This window comes from Proteus terrae subsp. cibarius, assembly GCF_011045835.1.
Lineage (GTDB): Bacteria > Pseudomonadota > Gammaproteobacteria > Enterobacterales > Enterobacteriaceae > Proteus > Proteus cibarius.
Genome location: NZ_CP047349.1, coordinates 3,754,470 through 3,769,536, shown reverse-complemented (window position 1 = coordinate 3,769,536; position 15,067 = coordinate 3,754,470). Strand labels below are relative to the sequence as shown.

At 39.5% G+C, this 15,067-nt stretch carries 13 protein-coding genes; 3 read left to right on the top strand and 10 right to left on the bottom strand.

What is annotated here, in order from left to right; translation table 11 throughout:
• The first annotated feature begins 1 nt into the window (after position 1).
• The 3 genes from chbR (at position 2) to chbG (ending at position 3,173) form a co-directional block, all read left to right on the top strand.
• Positions 2-859, top strand: a complete 858-nt coding sequence (gene chbR / locus GTH25_RS17265) for a transcriptional regulator ChbR (protein WP_075674007.1) — start codon at positions 2-4, stop codon at positions 857-859.
• A gap of 160 nt (positions 860-1,019) precedes the next feature.
• Entirely contained in the window at positions 1,020-2,375 is a 1,356-nt protein-coding gene (locus GTH25_RS17260) for a 6-phospho-beta-glucosidase (RefSeq protein ID WP_075674008.1), read from the top strand.
• Positions 2,376-2,411: 36 nt separating this feature from the next.
• Positions 2,412-3,173 carry a chitin disaccharide deacetylase gene (gene chbG / locus GTH25_RS17255; RefSeq protein WP_156734330.1) on the top strand — a complete coding sequence of 254 codons (762 nt, stop codon included), beginning with the start codon at positions 2,412-2,414 and terminating at the stop codon, positions 3,171-3,173.
• A 105-nt stretch (positions 3,174-3,278) separates the two neighbouring features.
• Here chbG and GTH25_RS17250 read toward each other — a convergent pair whose 3' ends face one another.
• The 10 genes from GTH25_RS17250 to GTH25_RS17205 form a co-directional block, all read right to left on the bottom strand.
• On the bottom strand, positions 3,279-3,764 hold the full coding sequence (locus GTH25_RS17250; protein WP_164530209.1) for an outer membrane beta-barrel protein: 486 nt from the start codon (positions 3,762-3,764) through the stop codon (positions 3,279-3,281).
• Positions 3,765-3,853: 89 nt separating this feature from the next.
• Positions 3,854-4,405 (bottom strand): Ail/Lom family outer membrane beta-barrel protein, encoded by a 552-nt coding sequence (locus tag GTH25_RS17245; RefSeq protein ID WP_164530769.1) that lies wholly within the window; start codon positions 4,403-4,405, stop codon positions 3,854-3,856.
• 260 nt (positions 4,406-4,665) lie between these two features.
• The gene (locus tag GTH25_RS17240; RefSeq protein ID WP_223672652.1) at positions 4,666-5,154 is read right to left on the bottom strand and encodes a hypothetical protein; all 489 of its coding nucleotides are present in this window, start codon (positions 5,152-5,154) and stop codon (positions 4,666-4,668) included.
• Between the two features lie 17 nt (positions 5,155-5,171).
• Entirely contained in the window at positions 5,172-5,855 is a 684-nt protein-coding gene (locus tag GTH25_RS17235) for a hypothetical protein (protein ID WP_075671155.1), read from the bottom strand.
• Between the two features lie 24 nt (positions 5,856-5,879).
• Positions 5,880-7,436, bottom strand: coding sequence for a formylglycine-generating enzyme family protein (locus tag GTH25_RS17230; protein WP_171455353.1), 1,557 nt, complete (start codon positions 7,434-7,436; stop codon positions 5,880-5,882).
• Positions 7,426-8,661, bottom strand: a complete 1,236-nt coding sequence (locus GTH25_RS17225) for an ABC transporter permease (protein ID WP_075671159.1) — start codon at positions 8,659-8,661, stop codon at positions 7,426-7,428. The genes GTH25_RS17230 and GTH25_RS17225 overlap by 11 nt, the downstream gene beginning before the upstream one ends.
• Positions 8,642-9,334, bottom strand: a complete 693-nt coding sequence (locus tag GTH25_RS17220) for an ABC transporter ATP-binding protein (RefSeq protein ID WP_075671161.1) — start codon at positions 9,332-9,334, stop codon at positions 8,642-8,644. The genes GTH25_RS17225 and GTH25_RS17220 overlap by 20 nt, the downstream gene beginning before the upstream one ends.
• A complete protein-coding gene (locus tag GTH25_RS17215) occupies positions 9,334-11,337 on the bottom strand; it encodes a vWA domain-containing protein (RefSeq protein ID WP_075671163.1) in 2,004 nt (667 codons plus the stop codon). Before GTH25_RS17215 ends, GTH25_RS17220 begins: the two co-directional genes overlap by 1 nt.
• A 9-nt stretch (positions 11,338-11,346) precedes the next feature.
• Positions 11,347-12,357, bottom strand: a complete 1,011-nt coding sequence (locus GTH25_RS17210; RefSeq protein ID WP_164530768.1) for a hypothetical protein — start codon at positions 12,355-12,357, stop codon at positions 11,347-11,349.
• Between the two features lie 3 nt (positions 12,358-12,360).
• Positions 12,361-15,066, bottom strand: coding sequence for a putative virulence factor (locus tag GTH25_RS17205; protein WP_226891842.1), 2,706 nt, complete (start codon positions 15,064-15,066; stop codon positions 12,361-12,363).
• Position 15,067 lies beyond the last annotated feature (1 nt).

Below are 15,067 nucleotides of genomic sequence, written 5' to 3'. Positions count from 1 at the left end.
GATGAATACGGTGGTGGGATCATTGAGAGCACAAAGTGAAATACGCATGGTCTATGAAGATCAGCTATTTAATGGCAAAAATTTTCATGTCTTTATTTATAATAAAACAGAAAGTGTCAGCGGATTGCATCAACATGATTATTATGAATTCACCATTGTTTTAACAGGCCGTTATTATCAAGAGATTAATGGTAAAAAGGTTTTATTAGAGCGGGGGGATTTTGTTTTTATTCCCATAGGCTCTCATCATCAAAGTTTTTATGATTTTGGGGCAACACGCATTTTAAATGTGGGAATTAGTAAAGCCTTTTTTGATAAACATTATCTCTCGTTATTGCCTTCTTATTTTATCGCTTCGCAAGTTTATGAATTAAAAAATGAGTTTCTTTCCTATATTGAATCGGTTATTGGCTCATTAAATTTCCGCCATACCGAATTTAATGAATTTATTGAAATTGTCACCTTTAATGTGGTGAATAGATTACGACACCATCGAGAAAATAGAACGCAAGATGATATTCCTTTATGGCTAAGAGACACTGTTAGCGAGATGCATGACAAACAAAAATTTGGCGAAAATGCACTGGTTAATATGGTAATGCTATCAGGGAAATCACAAGAGTATTTAACCCGAGCAACTCGGCGTTATTACGATAAAACACCAATGCAAATTATTCATGATATTCGAATTAATTTTGCGAAAAAACAATTGGAAATTACAAACTATTCGATAACAGATATTTCTTTTGATGCGGGCTACAGTAGTCCAAGTTTATTTATTAAGACATTTAAGAAAATAACTTCGTTGACGCCAAATAGTTATCGAAAAAATTTGTGCAGTATTAAAGAAACAAACTAATTCATTATTAAGCGTAAGAAATTAATCAACAATAAAGATTAATTTTATTGGAAATAGAGAGAAAGAAGAAAATAAGCTTATTTTCTTCAGGGCTCTTTACGCTTTAATTTCGCCATTAATACACAAATAACAGCACTATTACGCTGTATGGGAGTATTTTATGAGTCATAAATTAAAAGTTGTTACCATTGGTGGTGGAAGCAGTTATACGCCTGAATTATTAGAAGGTTTTATTAAGCGTTATCATGAACTACCAATCACAGAATTATGGTTAGTGGATGTTGAAGAAGGCAAAGAGAAGCTTGATATTATTTTTGAGCTTTGCCAACGCATGGTAAAAAAAGCAGGTATTCCTTTAACCATTTATAAAACACTTAATCGTCGTGAAGCATTAACAGATGCTGATTTTGTCACAACACAATTACGTGTTGGTCAATTGAAAGCAAGAGAGCTTGATGAATCTATTCCTTTAAGTCATGGTTATTTAGGGCAAGAAACCAATGGTGCTGGTGGTCTATTTAAAGGCTTGCGCACTATTCCTGTTATTTTCGATATTATTAAAGATGTTGAAGAAATTTGCCCTAATGCGTGGATCATTAACTTTACTAATCCAGCAGGTATGGTAACAGAAGCGGTTTATCGTCATACCAACTTTAAGAAATTTATTGGGGTTTGTAATATTCCAATCGGTATGAAGATGTTTATTACAGATGTTCTGAAGCTGACGGAAAAAGATGAACTCTCTATCGATTTGTTTGGCTTAAATCATATGGTGTTTATTAAAGATGTCATTGTAAATGGTCAATCCCGTTTTCCTGAATTATTAGAGGGTGTGGCTTCAGGAACATTAACCGCAGGCTCTGTGAAAAATATTTTCGACCTACCATTTAGTGAAGGATTGATCCGCTCTCTTAATATGCTGCCATGCTCTTATTTGCTGTATTACTTCAAGCAAAAAGAGATGTTGGCGATTGAGATGGGGGAATACTATAAAGGTGGTGCTCGCGCTAAAGTGGTGCAAAAAGTCGAAAAACAACTGTTTGAATTGTATAAAGATCCTGATTTAAATATCAAACCGAAAGAGCTGGAATTACGTGGCGGTGCTTACTATTCTGACGCAGCCTGTGAAGTGATTAATGCTATTTATAATGATAAACAAGCTGAGCATTATGTGAATATTCCTCATCATGGTCATATCGATAATATTCCAGCAGATTGGTCAATTGAAGTAACGGCTATTTTAGGGCGTGATGGCGCTAAACCTCATCCTCGTTTAACGCATTTTGATGAAAAGGTAATGGGATTAATTCATACCATTAAGGCCTTTGAAATCGCAGCCAGCAAAGCGGCTATGAGTGGCGAATTAAATGATGCTTTATTAGCGATGAACTTAACACCACTGGTACTTTCAGATAAAGATGCAGAAGTACTTACGCGTGAAATGTTGTTAGCGCATAAGGCACATCTACCGAATTTTGCTAAAGCGATTGCTGAGTTAGAAAAAGTCTCTCATTAATTGTCGGTAGAGAAAAATAAGTAATAAGGAGACAGAATGGCTGGTTTATTAATTGTGAATGCGGATGATTTTGGGCTTAGTAAGGGCCAAAACTACGGCATTGCAGAGTGTTTTCGTCATGGTGTTGTGAGTTCAACAACGGCACTTGTCAATGCCGAGGGAATTGAACATGCAGCACAATTGCGTCATGAGTTGCCCGGTTTAGGTGTTGGGCTTCATTTTACTTTGACGATGGGTAAACCGCTGTCTCCTTTACCTTCTTTAACGCGTGAAGGTGTGTTAGGGAAATGGGTATGGCAAATGGCAGACGAGGGTGATTTACCGCTTGATGAAATTCGTGTTGAGCTTAATGCACAATATCAGCGTTTTATTGAGATCTTTGGTTGTGCGCCAGACCACATTGATAGCCACCATCATGTACATATGTTTAAGCAAATTTTTCCTATTGTGGCTGAGTTTGCCAAAGAAAAATCATTACCGATGCGAGTTGATAGGCCACTTGCACATAAAGAAGGGATTGATACTCAAGGTGTGATTAGTAGTGATGGCTTTGATAGCCAATTTTATGGAGATGAAATCACTCAAGCATTATTTTTAAAGGTGCTTGATGAATCGAAAGCGCGTCATGAACATTCTATTGAAGTGATGACACATCCTGCTTTTGTGGATAACCCATTGCGTGCAAGTGGTTATTGTTTTCAGCGTTTAACAGAGCTTGAAGTATTAACAGATAGCGCATTAAAGCATGCGATTTTGGAAAGAGGTTATCAGCTAGGAACGTATCAAGATTTAATGTAGTGGGTTTTTAGACAATCGGTGTCTGTGTTATGCCCTGGTGTGGGTCTTTTTGAATTATTTTGCCTCTATTTTTATAAAGTAGAGGCATTTTTATTTTGAATAAAATCAAAACCGATAACCAATACTGGAGATAAATGTTTTGCTTGGATAGCTTTTTCCTTCCATTTTGAAATAATTGCCTTCATAGCCTAAAGTAAGTGTAATATTTTGTGGTGATGTTAACGTGATGCCTGCTCCCCAACTTACTGATTTAGAAGAATGATCTTTATTGATATTTTCTGATGTTTGGTAACTCACACCACTTACCCCGATAATACTGTATAGTTCAACAAAAGGTGTTAATGAGTAAGCTGGGCCCATTGTAAGTGATGCATAACGTAATCTGCCATTATGAGATAATGCTTTCTGTGCCATCGTTCCTGAAAATTGAAGAGAGGTTTTTTTATAAGTATTGGGATTAATTTGGTATTTAATATTTATTCCGTTCACAGTAGGTAAATCTTTTATTTTAATATAAGCGCAGCCAGCAGAGATGAGTGTATTACTATCACTATTTTTTACATGGAGTGATGAGGTGGAAAATAAAAACAATGGTAAATATATTAATAATATTTTTTTAAAATAAAATTATAATTTAATAAAAAAGCACATACCATAAAATAATATGTGCTTAAATTTATTTAAAAACGATAACCAATATTGGCAACAAAGCCATCTAAAATAATTTTACTATCGGCGTCTTTAAATTTAAAACGGCTATTTTCATATCCAAGAGAAATAGAAACCATTTCAGCTGGGTTAATGATTAAACCTGCTCCCCAGCTAAATGCGTTTTTCTTTAATTTCTTTAATTCTGAACTTTGAGATTTAAACTGAATTTGGCTCATACCTGCTGTGCCGTAAACACTAATAAAATCATTTAAACGTATTGTAGGACCTGCCATAACAGAGTAATAACGTGCATTTACGTCTTTAAAGAAAGTATTAACTGGCTTATTCAGATCATATTCATTTTGAGCGTAAGTGGCTGTTGCTAAAACACCAAATTGTGAGTTTATTTCTTGGCGGATAGAAAAAACACCCCCATGCATTGGGTTTTGGCCTGCTATTTTGACTTGTGCATAACCTGCTGAAAGTGTGGTTTTCTCTAATTTAAAATCGTTTTGTGCATAAACAGAAGACGTCGCTAATAAACCAGTTATAAATAAAGTTGATAGTAATTTTCTTTTCATTAGTTATATCCAATAAGTAAAATAATAAGAACACGCTATTAAGCGGAAGGGATTATAATAATGTGTCTGTTTTTAATGGAATAAAAAAGAGTGCTATTATTTAAATAAGGTTATTTTATTAAAGTAACCTGTTAACTAATATTAATATTATATTTTTAATTATATGACATTAATATAAATCGCTATGGAAATATATAAATAATAAGAATGAAAATAAAGAAAAAAGGCCCTCTAAATAATAATAGAGTGCCTTTTTAGGTTTATTTAAGCCCTAAATCACTTTGCAAGCTAAGCACTTGATTTTGTAAGTTATCTAATTCAAGTTGCTTTTGCATGACTGATTTTGAAGGATTATTTTGCGTTGCCTTCATTTGTCTATCAATTTCATTGATCTGTTTTTGAATATCATTTTGCCCTTTCGTTTTTTGGCGAATTTGATTTAACAGATTATTCATTGATTGATTTAAGGCTTGTTGGCTTGCTTGCTTACTCTTGAGAGAGGCATTAGTTTGTTGCTTTTCTTTCTCTATAGCCGCAAGAACCGCTCTAAACTCAGTATTTAATGCTTTCTCATTAGCGAGAATAGCTTGTTTTTGCTCAATGCGATTGTCATAAGTCCCTGAATAATTACAATTAAACTTAGTAATTATACTAACATCACCGGTTGTTGGATCACAATCTGCAGGATTGGTGACACAACCACTTAATAGTAATGTCATACCAACAAGAGAAAGAGGTAAAAATTTCATTATCATCCTTTTTAACGTTAACTAAGTTTTATTGCTGTACGCTGAGTATAAAGGCTATCAAGCTCTTCTTGTAAAGAGGATACTTGTTTCTTCATCCCATCAATTTGTTTATCAAGTTGAGCGGTTTTTAAGCCATCTTGACGACTCTGTGCTGCGATATCACGCCATTCAGCTTCGCGTTTTTTCATATCCGCTAAACGAGAGCGTAGTGCTGCGATATTGGCATCAATACCTTTCAGTTGTTTCTCAGCAGCGACTTTATTGAGACGTTGTTGTTTCATGTCTTGCTCAATTTTTGCCAGTGCTCTCTTATCGTCATTAATAACGGCTCTTGCTGTATTTGATGCTCGTTGTAGATGCTGATTTTCTTTTTTCACATCGTCTATCATTGAGTTGAGCATTGATTCTTTAGAAGCATAGTTTTGGCGTTTGTTATCTAAATAGGCATTGGCACCAATACCGACACCACAACCAGCGACTGCCGCAATGAGCATACATGCGCCTTTATTGCTCGAATTTGAGACTAAACAGCCTAATGCACCGATAGCCGCCCCTCCTGCACAAGCTGTAATACCTGATTTACTGAAAAATTCCATATCGCTGTTATTTTTCAAACGGGGATCAGCCCCACTGTTACTTTGACATCCTGATAAAGCAAGTACGGCACTAATGCTAAGTACCGCCATAAGTCGTTTATTCATACCACACCTATCCCAAAGTCTCTGTTATTGTTTTTTGCACGCTTCAAGCCATTCGTTCCGTGAAACTTTACCGTTAGCCCAATATCCTTGGAGTCCCTGCATATACGTTGAAAGGTACGTATTTAAATTTGATTTGCCTCTGGCTTCCATTAACTGACGCACAACATCAATTTGAGGTTTTACTAAGGAAGCATCATACGTTGTTGCCATATCCACCAATGTGTCTGCGTAATAACTTACAACAAAGTCGAGGGTTTTCTTATGTTCGTTGACTTGCTCTTGGCGTCGTTCACATGTGGCATCTTTTGTGCCCGCAGGGCAGTTTTTCTCATGCAGTGCAATTAATCGATCATAGAATTCGCCATCATCTTTTAATTTTGTACATAAAAAAGCACCTAATTGCAGTGAAGTACGGATAGCCTGATCACGTTGCTCATCACGCAGTTGTGCATTGGCTCGTAGTGTATTTTTTAATTCAGCTAACTGTTTTTTCAGCGCTTCATCTTGTACTTGGGTTGAGAGCGTATTTAGGCTATTAATGGAATTATCGCTATTGGTTTTTGAGTTATTGTTTGCTGGCTTCTCATTCCCTAATTGTTGCCACTCTTTTTCTATCTCTTTAATTTTGTCGCGTGATGTCAACGCAGGGGCAACAATGGCTAAACGAAAACCTGTGTATTTGTTTTTATTTGCGCCAGTGTTGGTGTAATAAGGCTCTTCTTGACGCCATGAACTGCGTATTTCGCTTTCTGGGGTGAGGTAGCTACCACCGCGCACAATAAAGCCACCCGCTTGCCCGTGTAGGCGATCGAGTTTATTTAATCTAAAAGGCTCAAACATCATTTCAGCGACATTACCTAACATGTCATGTAAACCCAGAGGATTAGGTGATAACAAACCGGTGAGTTGTAATGAGCCATTAGCAGATTGGCTACCCGCTGACCAAATGTAGTTTTTGGTACCTTCTGGCATAGGAAAGCGGAGATCACGAAACTCTGAAGCCGAAACTTTTAAGCCGCCTCTTGCCGCAAATTCCCATTCCGTTTCTGTCGGTAATCGTGCAAAACCTTTGGCGCCATCTTCAACAGGTAACGCTTCGGGATGATTGCTTCTTAGCCATTGGTTGTATTGATCAGCAAATTGCATCGCTTCATACCAACTGATATTCACTTTTGGTAAACGTAATTTATTTGAAGCAACGGGGCACTCTTTACCGTTAATCACGCTCTGCATGGCGTTATATTGCAGATCGGTAACGGGATATTTTGCCATAAGGTAGTAACGGCCTTTTTCTTTGCCTTTTAATGGAAAGCTACCCGCAATATGTTCTGCTCGAGATTGTTCTAAATAGCCCCATTCATCACCTTCTTGCCCTAAAGTCACACTGTAATCTTGTAATGGCTGGCTTAAGGGTATGGTGACTTGGCGAAAAACCATTGAACCTTCACAAGGGAAAGGCAAGGTAACATCATCTGGCAACGCTTTTGGGTTAACAAATTTATCGTCCCATTTGGCAGATGCGGTAAAACTGCTAGATAACAGCGCGAATGATAAAGTTAGAAGCGATAAATTAAATTTCACGTAAGCTCTCCGCAGGTTCAATCGAAACGGCACGTAGTGCACCAATACTTGCCACTACTAAGGCCACCAGTAAGGCACTGCACATGGCAATCAATAAATCCCAAAACGTTAACTGACAAACAAAAGCTTGTTCAGGTAAATGTGTGCCTAATAATGTGGTGAATAAGGCGCTACCGATGCCATAAAGCCCAAGGGCTAAAATAAAGGCAACACTTGTTAATAACAGTGCTTGCAACACAATATATAAAGAGACTGCAAATTGACGAAAACCCAACAGGCGTAATACCGCCATATCTTTACGTTTACGGTCAATATTGGCAAGGAATGCGCCAATTAAAGAGGCAATACAGCCTAATAGTGATACCCAAGCAATTACGGAAAAAATAACATTAAGGACGTAGCTGATTGCTTTTACAGAGTCTATTTGGCTTTTTTGTGTCATCACATCAATGTGTTGTTGTCTAAACCAATCATCAAGTGGTGCAATGGCATCTAAATTTTTGGCATAAAGACGAGCTTTAGCAAACTGGGTTCTTGGCTTCGCTTCAGTGCCTTCTGTTACGCCAAAAAAAGGCGCTTGATAACCATCTCGGTAATCTTCCATTGCCACTAAAACATCAAGAGAAACAAAGGCTGCTGCTCTTGAGAATTTGCTATCACTGATAATGGCGCCAACAGTAAATGTACGTTTGGCTCGTTCATTGACGCCATTTAGTTTACGGCTAATAAATAAGCGCACACTATCGCCTACATTTGCCTGTAATTTTTGTGCCGCATTAGCAGAGAGTACTAAGGTGTCTGCATTTTGGGGAATGGCGACACCTTCTAATAAAGGATCGTTTTCTGCTGTTGGGATAACTTCAGCATTATCAATAAAATGTTGTCCATCAATCACAATATCGGCTTGAGTGTTTAAGCTGCGTGTTAATGGGATAACAAATCGAACCTCTTCTTTGCGTGCAATATCATTAAACCAACTTTGTGGATAATTACCATTGCCTAACATACGTATTTCAAGGTTACGCGGATCATTTAGCAGTTGATTATGAAGTTGCGTCACAATGCCATTCTTTAATCCAAACAGCAGTAGCAGTGGTGCAATAACCGAGACTAAAGAGAACACAATACAGAGCGCAACTTTGCGATCATAAATTAAGTCACGCCAAGCGAGTGAACTGAGTAAGCCAAGGCGATTGGGATTAGTGTTATTGTTTGATAAAGACACTACCGTCCCCTTGTAGTTGTGCGTGATAGTGGCTAAATCCAAAACGCTCGACTAAAGACCAATCGTGACTAACAACCAGTGCAGAGATATCGAGTTGTTTTACCATCTCTACAATGAGTGCATACAGCGCTTGTGCATTATGGGGATCGAGAGCAGCAGTAGGCTCATCAGCAAGTAATAAAGCAGGTTCATGGGCGATTGCACGAATAAATGCTGCGCGTTGGCGCTCACCAATGGAGAGCTGGCGAGGAAAACGACTAAGTAAAGGGCGTAGTTGCAAATGGTCAATGGCGTGATCAAGCCAAGCAGAGTGCGGTGTTAATCCTAGCATTTTACGAGGTAATTGAATATTTTGCATGACGGTTAAAAAGGGGAGCAACCCGCCACTTTGGAGCATAAAACCCAATTTCTCAGCACGTAATGATGCGAGCTGAGCTTGTTCATTACTTAGCACTGCTTGTGTGATAATTAAATCATCACCGAGTTGAAAATCGGTTAATTCATCTGGGCGTAAGATTAAGCCTATCATTTCCAGTAAGGTGCTTTTACCGGAACCACTTAATCCGGTTAGTGCACCAATTTCCCCTTTTTCAAGGGTCAATGAAGGAAGCGCAACACGAAAACCATGTTGCGCATCACCCCGCGTAATTGCCATGCCTTCAATCTGGATCATTAAGGCAAGTTTTCCAGTGGAACAGGGTAAACGTGATCGCGAGGATCGCTTTGTGGTGCAAGAGATATCCAACGATCAACATCTTCATTATAACGTTGATAATATTGCAATTTCGTATTTAGACGACGGATAAATTTTTCTTGCGCAAGACCATCCCAGCTTTTCCATGTCTCTTCATCTAAGCCAAGCACTTCACTTAAATAAGGGAGATTCTCGACATATTCACCCAGTAAGCCCATTTCACCTAATTTGGTTGCTGAACCTTGTTTGATTTGATTTGGATCGTTCCCCATCGTGGCGGCAATGGAGCGTAAATCAGCAAACATATTGTCAGGAGAGATCAAACCTTCATTCGCTGCATTAACGATTTTTTTCATCACATCACTTAAATCGCTAAGCTCACTTTTGGTGAGTAAAACCTGCACTTCTGTCGTTGGGATATTTTGCTGTAATAAGTCCCGATCACTTATCCAAGCTTTAAAGACAGGAGGCGCTTTTGTCCCTTGTTTTTCACCTAAATAAGCTAAACGCATTGCATAGCCTAAATCGTGTGCATCACTCAGTAAGGCATCAGTCTCTTTATTTTTGCTATAAGCAGGATCAGCATTCAACGCACTACCTACGGTGGCTTCGCCACGATAAGCCGTTTGAATTTGCGTGGTTACAGCCGTGGCTAAACTGTCTACCATACGACCAAAACTATTTACATCCCCTGAGTTGATAGGGTAGTAAAGGGATTTGTGTAAGAACGGATTAAGCGTTAATGCTTCATATTGCGCTTGTGCAGATGCGTGATTTTTTGCACCTGATGGTGTTTTTAAATGCAGTGTATAAAGCGCAACACCGCGATAAGCTGCTTCTTGGCGAATTTGTTCCGCATCGAGTTTAGTGGATGAAAGAGGATCATCTCCCGTTAATGCACCTGCATCGGTGATTAAAATAACGTAACGCGCACCAAAGCGTGTCCAATCAACATCATCAAGCGCTTGCATTACACCGGCATACGCATCCTCATCAAAACGGCTACTTGAGACTTTGGCTTGGCGTAATTCTTTAACTTTATTTAGGAAATCAGGGCCGTCTTTTACATCATTGGGATTGACAAACATTTTGCTGTCGTATTCCAATGCAGGGACGGCTTTGATATTAGAACGAAACGCCACTAAACCAAATTTTACCTTATCCAACATATTGTCTTTTTCGACTTGTGCATAAACCTTTTGGATCGCTTCTTTGGTTCTATCAATGTAAGGGTCCATTGATATGGTTGAGTCGATAACAAATACCACTGCGGCAGAAAAACCTTGCATCATATTGTCAGCATCTTTGCTGTTAGGTGTTGCAGGTTTTGGATTATTTGGAGTTACATTTGCATTTTGTGCGTCTTTGCTGTCTTTAGTTTGAGAAGAGACAGAAGCCACATTGAGTACTCGCACTTTATAGCCTGCATCAGTAAAGACTTCATCTGAACCTAATACAGGTAGCAGATAGAAATTACTTTTCTGATCAATCATATAATCTGGCTCTTTTGCTAACACAGCCGGATTCACTTTCTGGTTTTTGATATCTGCTAAAAAGGGTTTGTACTGTTTTTCAGGGGTTGGGTTTTCAAGTAAGCCTTCAACCGTTTGCTTATCTTTGAAAAACAGCATTGGATTACGACCCGCAGGGTTAGTAAATGCGAGTGTTAGCTGCATTTTCCACTCTGATGTGCAACTTGCATTCATCCAACCACTGATATGGCCTAAGCTATCAGGACCAACTTGTAGCCATTCATTAGCACCTTGTTTTTGGCGTTGATAAACATAAAAACGGCTAAATGCAGGTTGCTCTTTACCTGTTGCGCCAATTGTGTCTGCCACTTGGCAACCCGGATAAGTTAATACACGTTGATAGAGAGTCTTTTTACCCTCTTGTAGTAACGGCTTTTTCTCTTCAGCACTTGCTGGCGCTGTCAGAATTAAACCGCTGAGAATAAGAGTAAGCCAATGCGCCTTTTTCATGCGACTTTCCTATTTTTTCAAAGCTTCAAGACGCGCTTTTGCGTCACTGTTTTGTGAGTCGTGATTAAGAACCGCTTCGTACCAATAAATGGCCGTTTCTTTGTCTGCACTAAAGCAACCTTGTGCTGATGCGGTTTCTGGATCGTATTCACGAGCGTAATTCAGTGCGATATCAACATCACCTGATTGTGCTTTATAAGCATATAAACGCTGAGCAACATCACATTGATTGTTCTGTTTCGCTTGTTCAATCGTTGCAAGAATAGTTTTGCTATCCGGTTGGCTCTGTATACAGCTTTGTACAAAGGCTAATGCAGTGCCAGATTTCATATTTTCAACACTGCACACACTTGGTGTTGATGGCTCTGATGTCGGTTGTGGTGCAGGTTCGCCAGCAGGATTGCCTCTTAGTAAGAAGAACCACGTTAAGATACCCGCTAAAATTAAGATCAAGATGATGGCTAAAATTAAGCCAATTTTAGATTTTTTCGGTGCTGGTGGTGTCGACCGTTGTGGCGGTTCATCTGCCTTGATTTCAGAGATAATCGGCTCTATTTCTTCAGGTTCAATTTTGAGTGGCTCTGGCTCCGGCGGAGTTTCTTCAATAATAGGAGCAGGCGGAACTGGCTGATTATCTAATGTCGCCGTTGATTTTAATGCTTCACTCTGACCTTGTGCTTGTGAGGCTAATACGCCATCACGAATGCGTAATCGTCCGATATCTTGTGTTTCGTTATCGTCTTTTAGCGTAAATTGATACGCCATCTGTAAGTTGCTAACGAGGGGATCAACGAGCGTTTTATCAAGAACGATTTGATAACCATCATCAGCATCTTCAAGTGAAAGTTGGTGGAAAAAGGCATTACCTACCCATTCCCCTTTATCATTTAAGAAATAGCGATCTTGGTTACGCTGAATACTTAAATAAACAGGGGAAGCGTCACCTTCCCAATTACGAATACTTAATACCGCAAAGCCGGGACGAGCAGGTTGTACGGGTTTTAATTCTGGATTAAACACGAATTATGACTCCACGACGGATGATTTCATGGTTTGAATTATTTGGCCTAATAGTGCGTTTTGCTCAGCACTGATCTCTCTTCCTGCAGAATGCCCTGCATTCTCAGTAATAACCGCTGATAAAGCGATAAGCCAATCAATTACAAATAAAAGGGTATAATTAACAGGGTTGGTAGGTAAGCGAACTAAACGCTCATCATCCCCCCATTGCACGCTAGCGCTATCGGGTCTTTCAAAGATCTTATGGCCTGCATTGATTTTGCTATCAGGTTTCTCAACACCGTTATCTTTGAAATTAAACCAAGTAATAAAATCACCCAGCACATTATAAACACGGGATGATTGCTGCTCAGCTAAGTCATCACGACGAGCAATGGCTTCTGTCCCTGCAAGGGTTTTCAGCATGCGTTGTTCAACACCAAGGCGGTTAATAGCAGTGATCAGTTCATCAACTAACAGCACCATAATTTCTTGATCGATGCCTAAATAGGTTAACAAAGTACTGTTATCAGGCAGGCTACGCAGATGGTTTATCCATAATGCCATCACTTTTTTAGGATAAGTAACCTCATTGCCGTGACCTTTAGGGGCTTCATCTTCTTCTGGTACTAGAGAGATTGGCTCATCACTAAAGAGATCAAAAGCGGGTTGTTCCATAGCTGCAAAGGCGGAAACAGGGGCTTGTGTTGCCTTCTTGTCTGAAAGTGTATCGATAACCTCTTTTTCCTGCATATACAGGTCGTAGAGTGATTTGCGAGACGGTAACAGGTAATCCAGTAACGCACCTTGTAAATAAGGGCGACTTTGCATAAAGCGTAAAATAGTGGCGGCATTGCGGCGTTTTACCTGTAATTCCTCTTCACCACCTGATTGATACCATTTTTCAAGATGATGACCGATCAAATCACGTTGAATTTCTTGCAGTTGCTCATTGATACGTTCAAGTTTTAATGATTTTAAGGCAACGGTTTCAAGGTAGTTGGCAAGGCGTTGCATACCACCATCGTTAAGTGACAACATGGCATCCCATGCTTGGTCTGGCTCACGAATATAGCGTTGGACGGTTTCATCTTCAGCAAAGGTTTTTTTCATCAAATGTAATTGTGAAACACTGTCTTCATTTAGAACTGTTTCTTTACCATTACTGATTTGAATAAACGGAGTGGGTACGCCCGGTTTACGTACTAAAAAGGTGTTATTAAACGCTTCACCGTTGATCCAATCTGATGACATCCATTCATATTGACCAAAGCGCTCTAACATCGCCATTTTGATCATGCCACCTTTACCCCATGATTGGCGTAATAACGCTTCATTCATGGTTAAGGAGTTAGTAATCCGCATATCAAACATGGTCATTGCCCAAATCAAGCCAGAAGGGCGTTTAGCACGAGTTTGTGCATCTTTACCTTGCGTGTTATTGATCCATTCTGTGAGGACTGCACCGACTTCTTTTACATCGGATTGTTTGTTTGATGCGGTACATACCACTAACACATTCATCTCTTGGTTATCGGTATAACGTTCAAACAGATAGGCAACTTTACCCCGTAGAATAAGCTGTGCTAGCGGATTTGCACTGTCATCGTTAACTTGACGACGTACATCTGCCATGGTTTCCACCCCTAAACGACCGCGATAGCCAGGAAAATCGAGCAGTTCAACGTGTTCAAACAGGGGTTTACTTGGTGCATCTAATAACGGAACGACTAATTCAACCGTCAGCGCAGTTAACTCTGCTAACGAAAGAGTTACAGGGGCATCGATACGATCACCATGAACAGGACAAATGCTGATCTGGCTATCATTGGCAGTATTGAGACGCTCTAACATATCCACGTTCATAATGCTGTCTTTTTGTACTAACACGCCATCTTGCTCTTTGACTAAAGAAGAGAGCGGAGCCAAAACAACAGATGCATTACCTAAAGAGGCAAGTGTGGTGCTAAAACGTTGATAAGCGGATGTCAGCTCTGCAATATCGCCCCATAAAACAGAAAAAAGTTTAGCTCGTTGCGCAATGTTGAGATAAGGCGCTAATTCAATCGCCTTAGGCCAATAGGTTGTTGCTAATTTTTTCTGGCTTTTTTCAGCATGACGTTGCAGATAATCCCATAATGAAACGACGTCATCATGAGTAATGCCTGCAACGGGTGTGGCGTTGCATTGTGTGCTTAATGAATTGATTAAACGGGAAATTTTCTCGTCATCTAATTCAAATTCAATTTTTTCCTGATTGAAGTCATACAAGTAGGCATTGGCGAGAATTTTAACGATCTCAATTTCGCTGAAAAGATGTAGCTCAACAGGAAACTCTTGCGTACCTTTTGAGGCGTTGCGACTAAAGCGAGTCACTAAGCCTGTCGCCTCTTTACCACCACCCGGTGGGTTGATATGGTCGATAAAATCAAGGGTTTTACCTGACATACTAGTTCTTAAGCGACCGTCTTGTCCTGCGGCAAGAGCTGAAATCAGGTACGATTTTCCTGCTTGAGAGAGCCCAAAAAAGCCCACAGACATTGGGCGTTGTGTCGCTAAACTGAGATTTTTTGCCATGTTACGGCTACGGCGTAGACGATAGATAAGGCTATCGGCTTCGGTATTTAAACGAGGAGCATTACCTCTTACTGCCGTTACCCAATCAATGGCTTTACCCGCGCCTTGATAAATGGCATCCCATTTGGCTGTTAACTGTTTTTCATCCATCATA

Excerpts from the sequence above, each read along its gene's own strand:
- GTH25_RS17215 (WP_075671163.1), bottom strand. The coding sequence starts at position 11,337 with ATGAAAAAGGCGCATTGGCTTACTCTTATTCTCAGCGGTTTAATTCTG.
- GTH25_RS17235 (WP_075671155.1), bottom strand. The coding sequence starts at position 5,855 with ATGAATAAACGACTTATGGCGGTACTTAGCATTAGTGCCGTACTTGCT.
- GTH25_RS17245 (WP_164530769.1), bottom strand. The coding sequence starts at position 4,405 with ATGAAAAGAAAATTACTATCAACTTTATTTATAACTGGTTTATTAGCG.
- GTH25_RS17205 (WP_226891842.1), bottom strand. The coding sequence starts at position 15,066 with ATGATGGATGAAAAACAGTTAACAGCCAAATGGGATGCCATTTATCAA.
- chbR (WP_075674007.1), top strand. The coding sequence starts at position 2 with ATGAATACGGTGGTGGGATCATTGAGAGCACAAAGTGAAATACGCATG.
- GTH25_RS17220 (WP_075671161.1), bottom strand. The coding sequence starts at position 9,334 with ATGATCCAGATTGAAGGCATGGCAATTACGCGGGGTGATGCGCAACAT.
- GTH25_RS17240 (WP_223672652.1), bottom strand. The coding sequence starts at position 5,154 with ATGAAATTTTTACCTCTTTCTCTTGTTGGTATGACATTACTATTAAGT.
- GTH25_RS17260 (WP_075674008.1), top strand. The coding sequence starts at position 1,020 with ATGAGTCATAAATTAAAAGTTGTTACCATTGGTGGTGGAAGCAGTTAT.
- chbG (WP_156734330.1), top strand. The coding sequence starts at position 2,412 with ATGGCTGGTTTATTAATTGTGAATGCGGATGATTTTGGGCTTAGTAAG.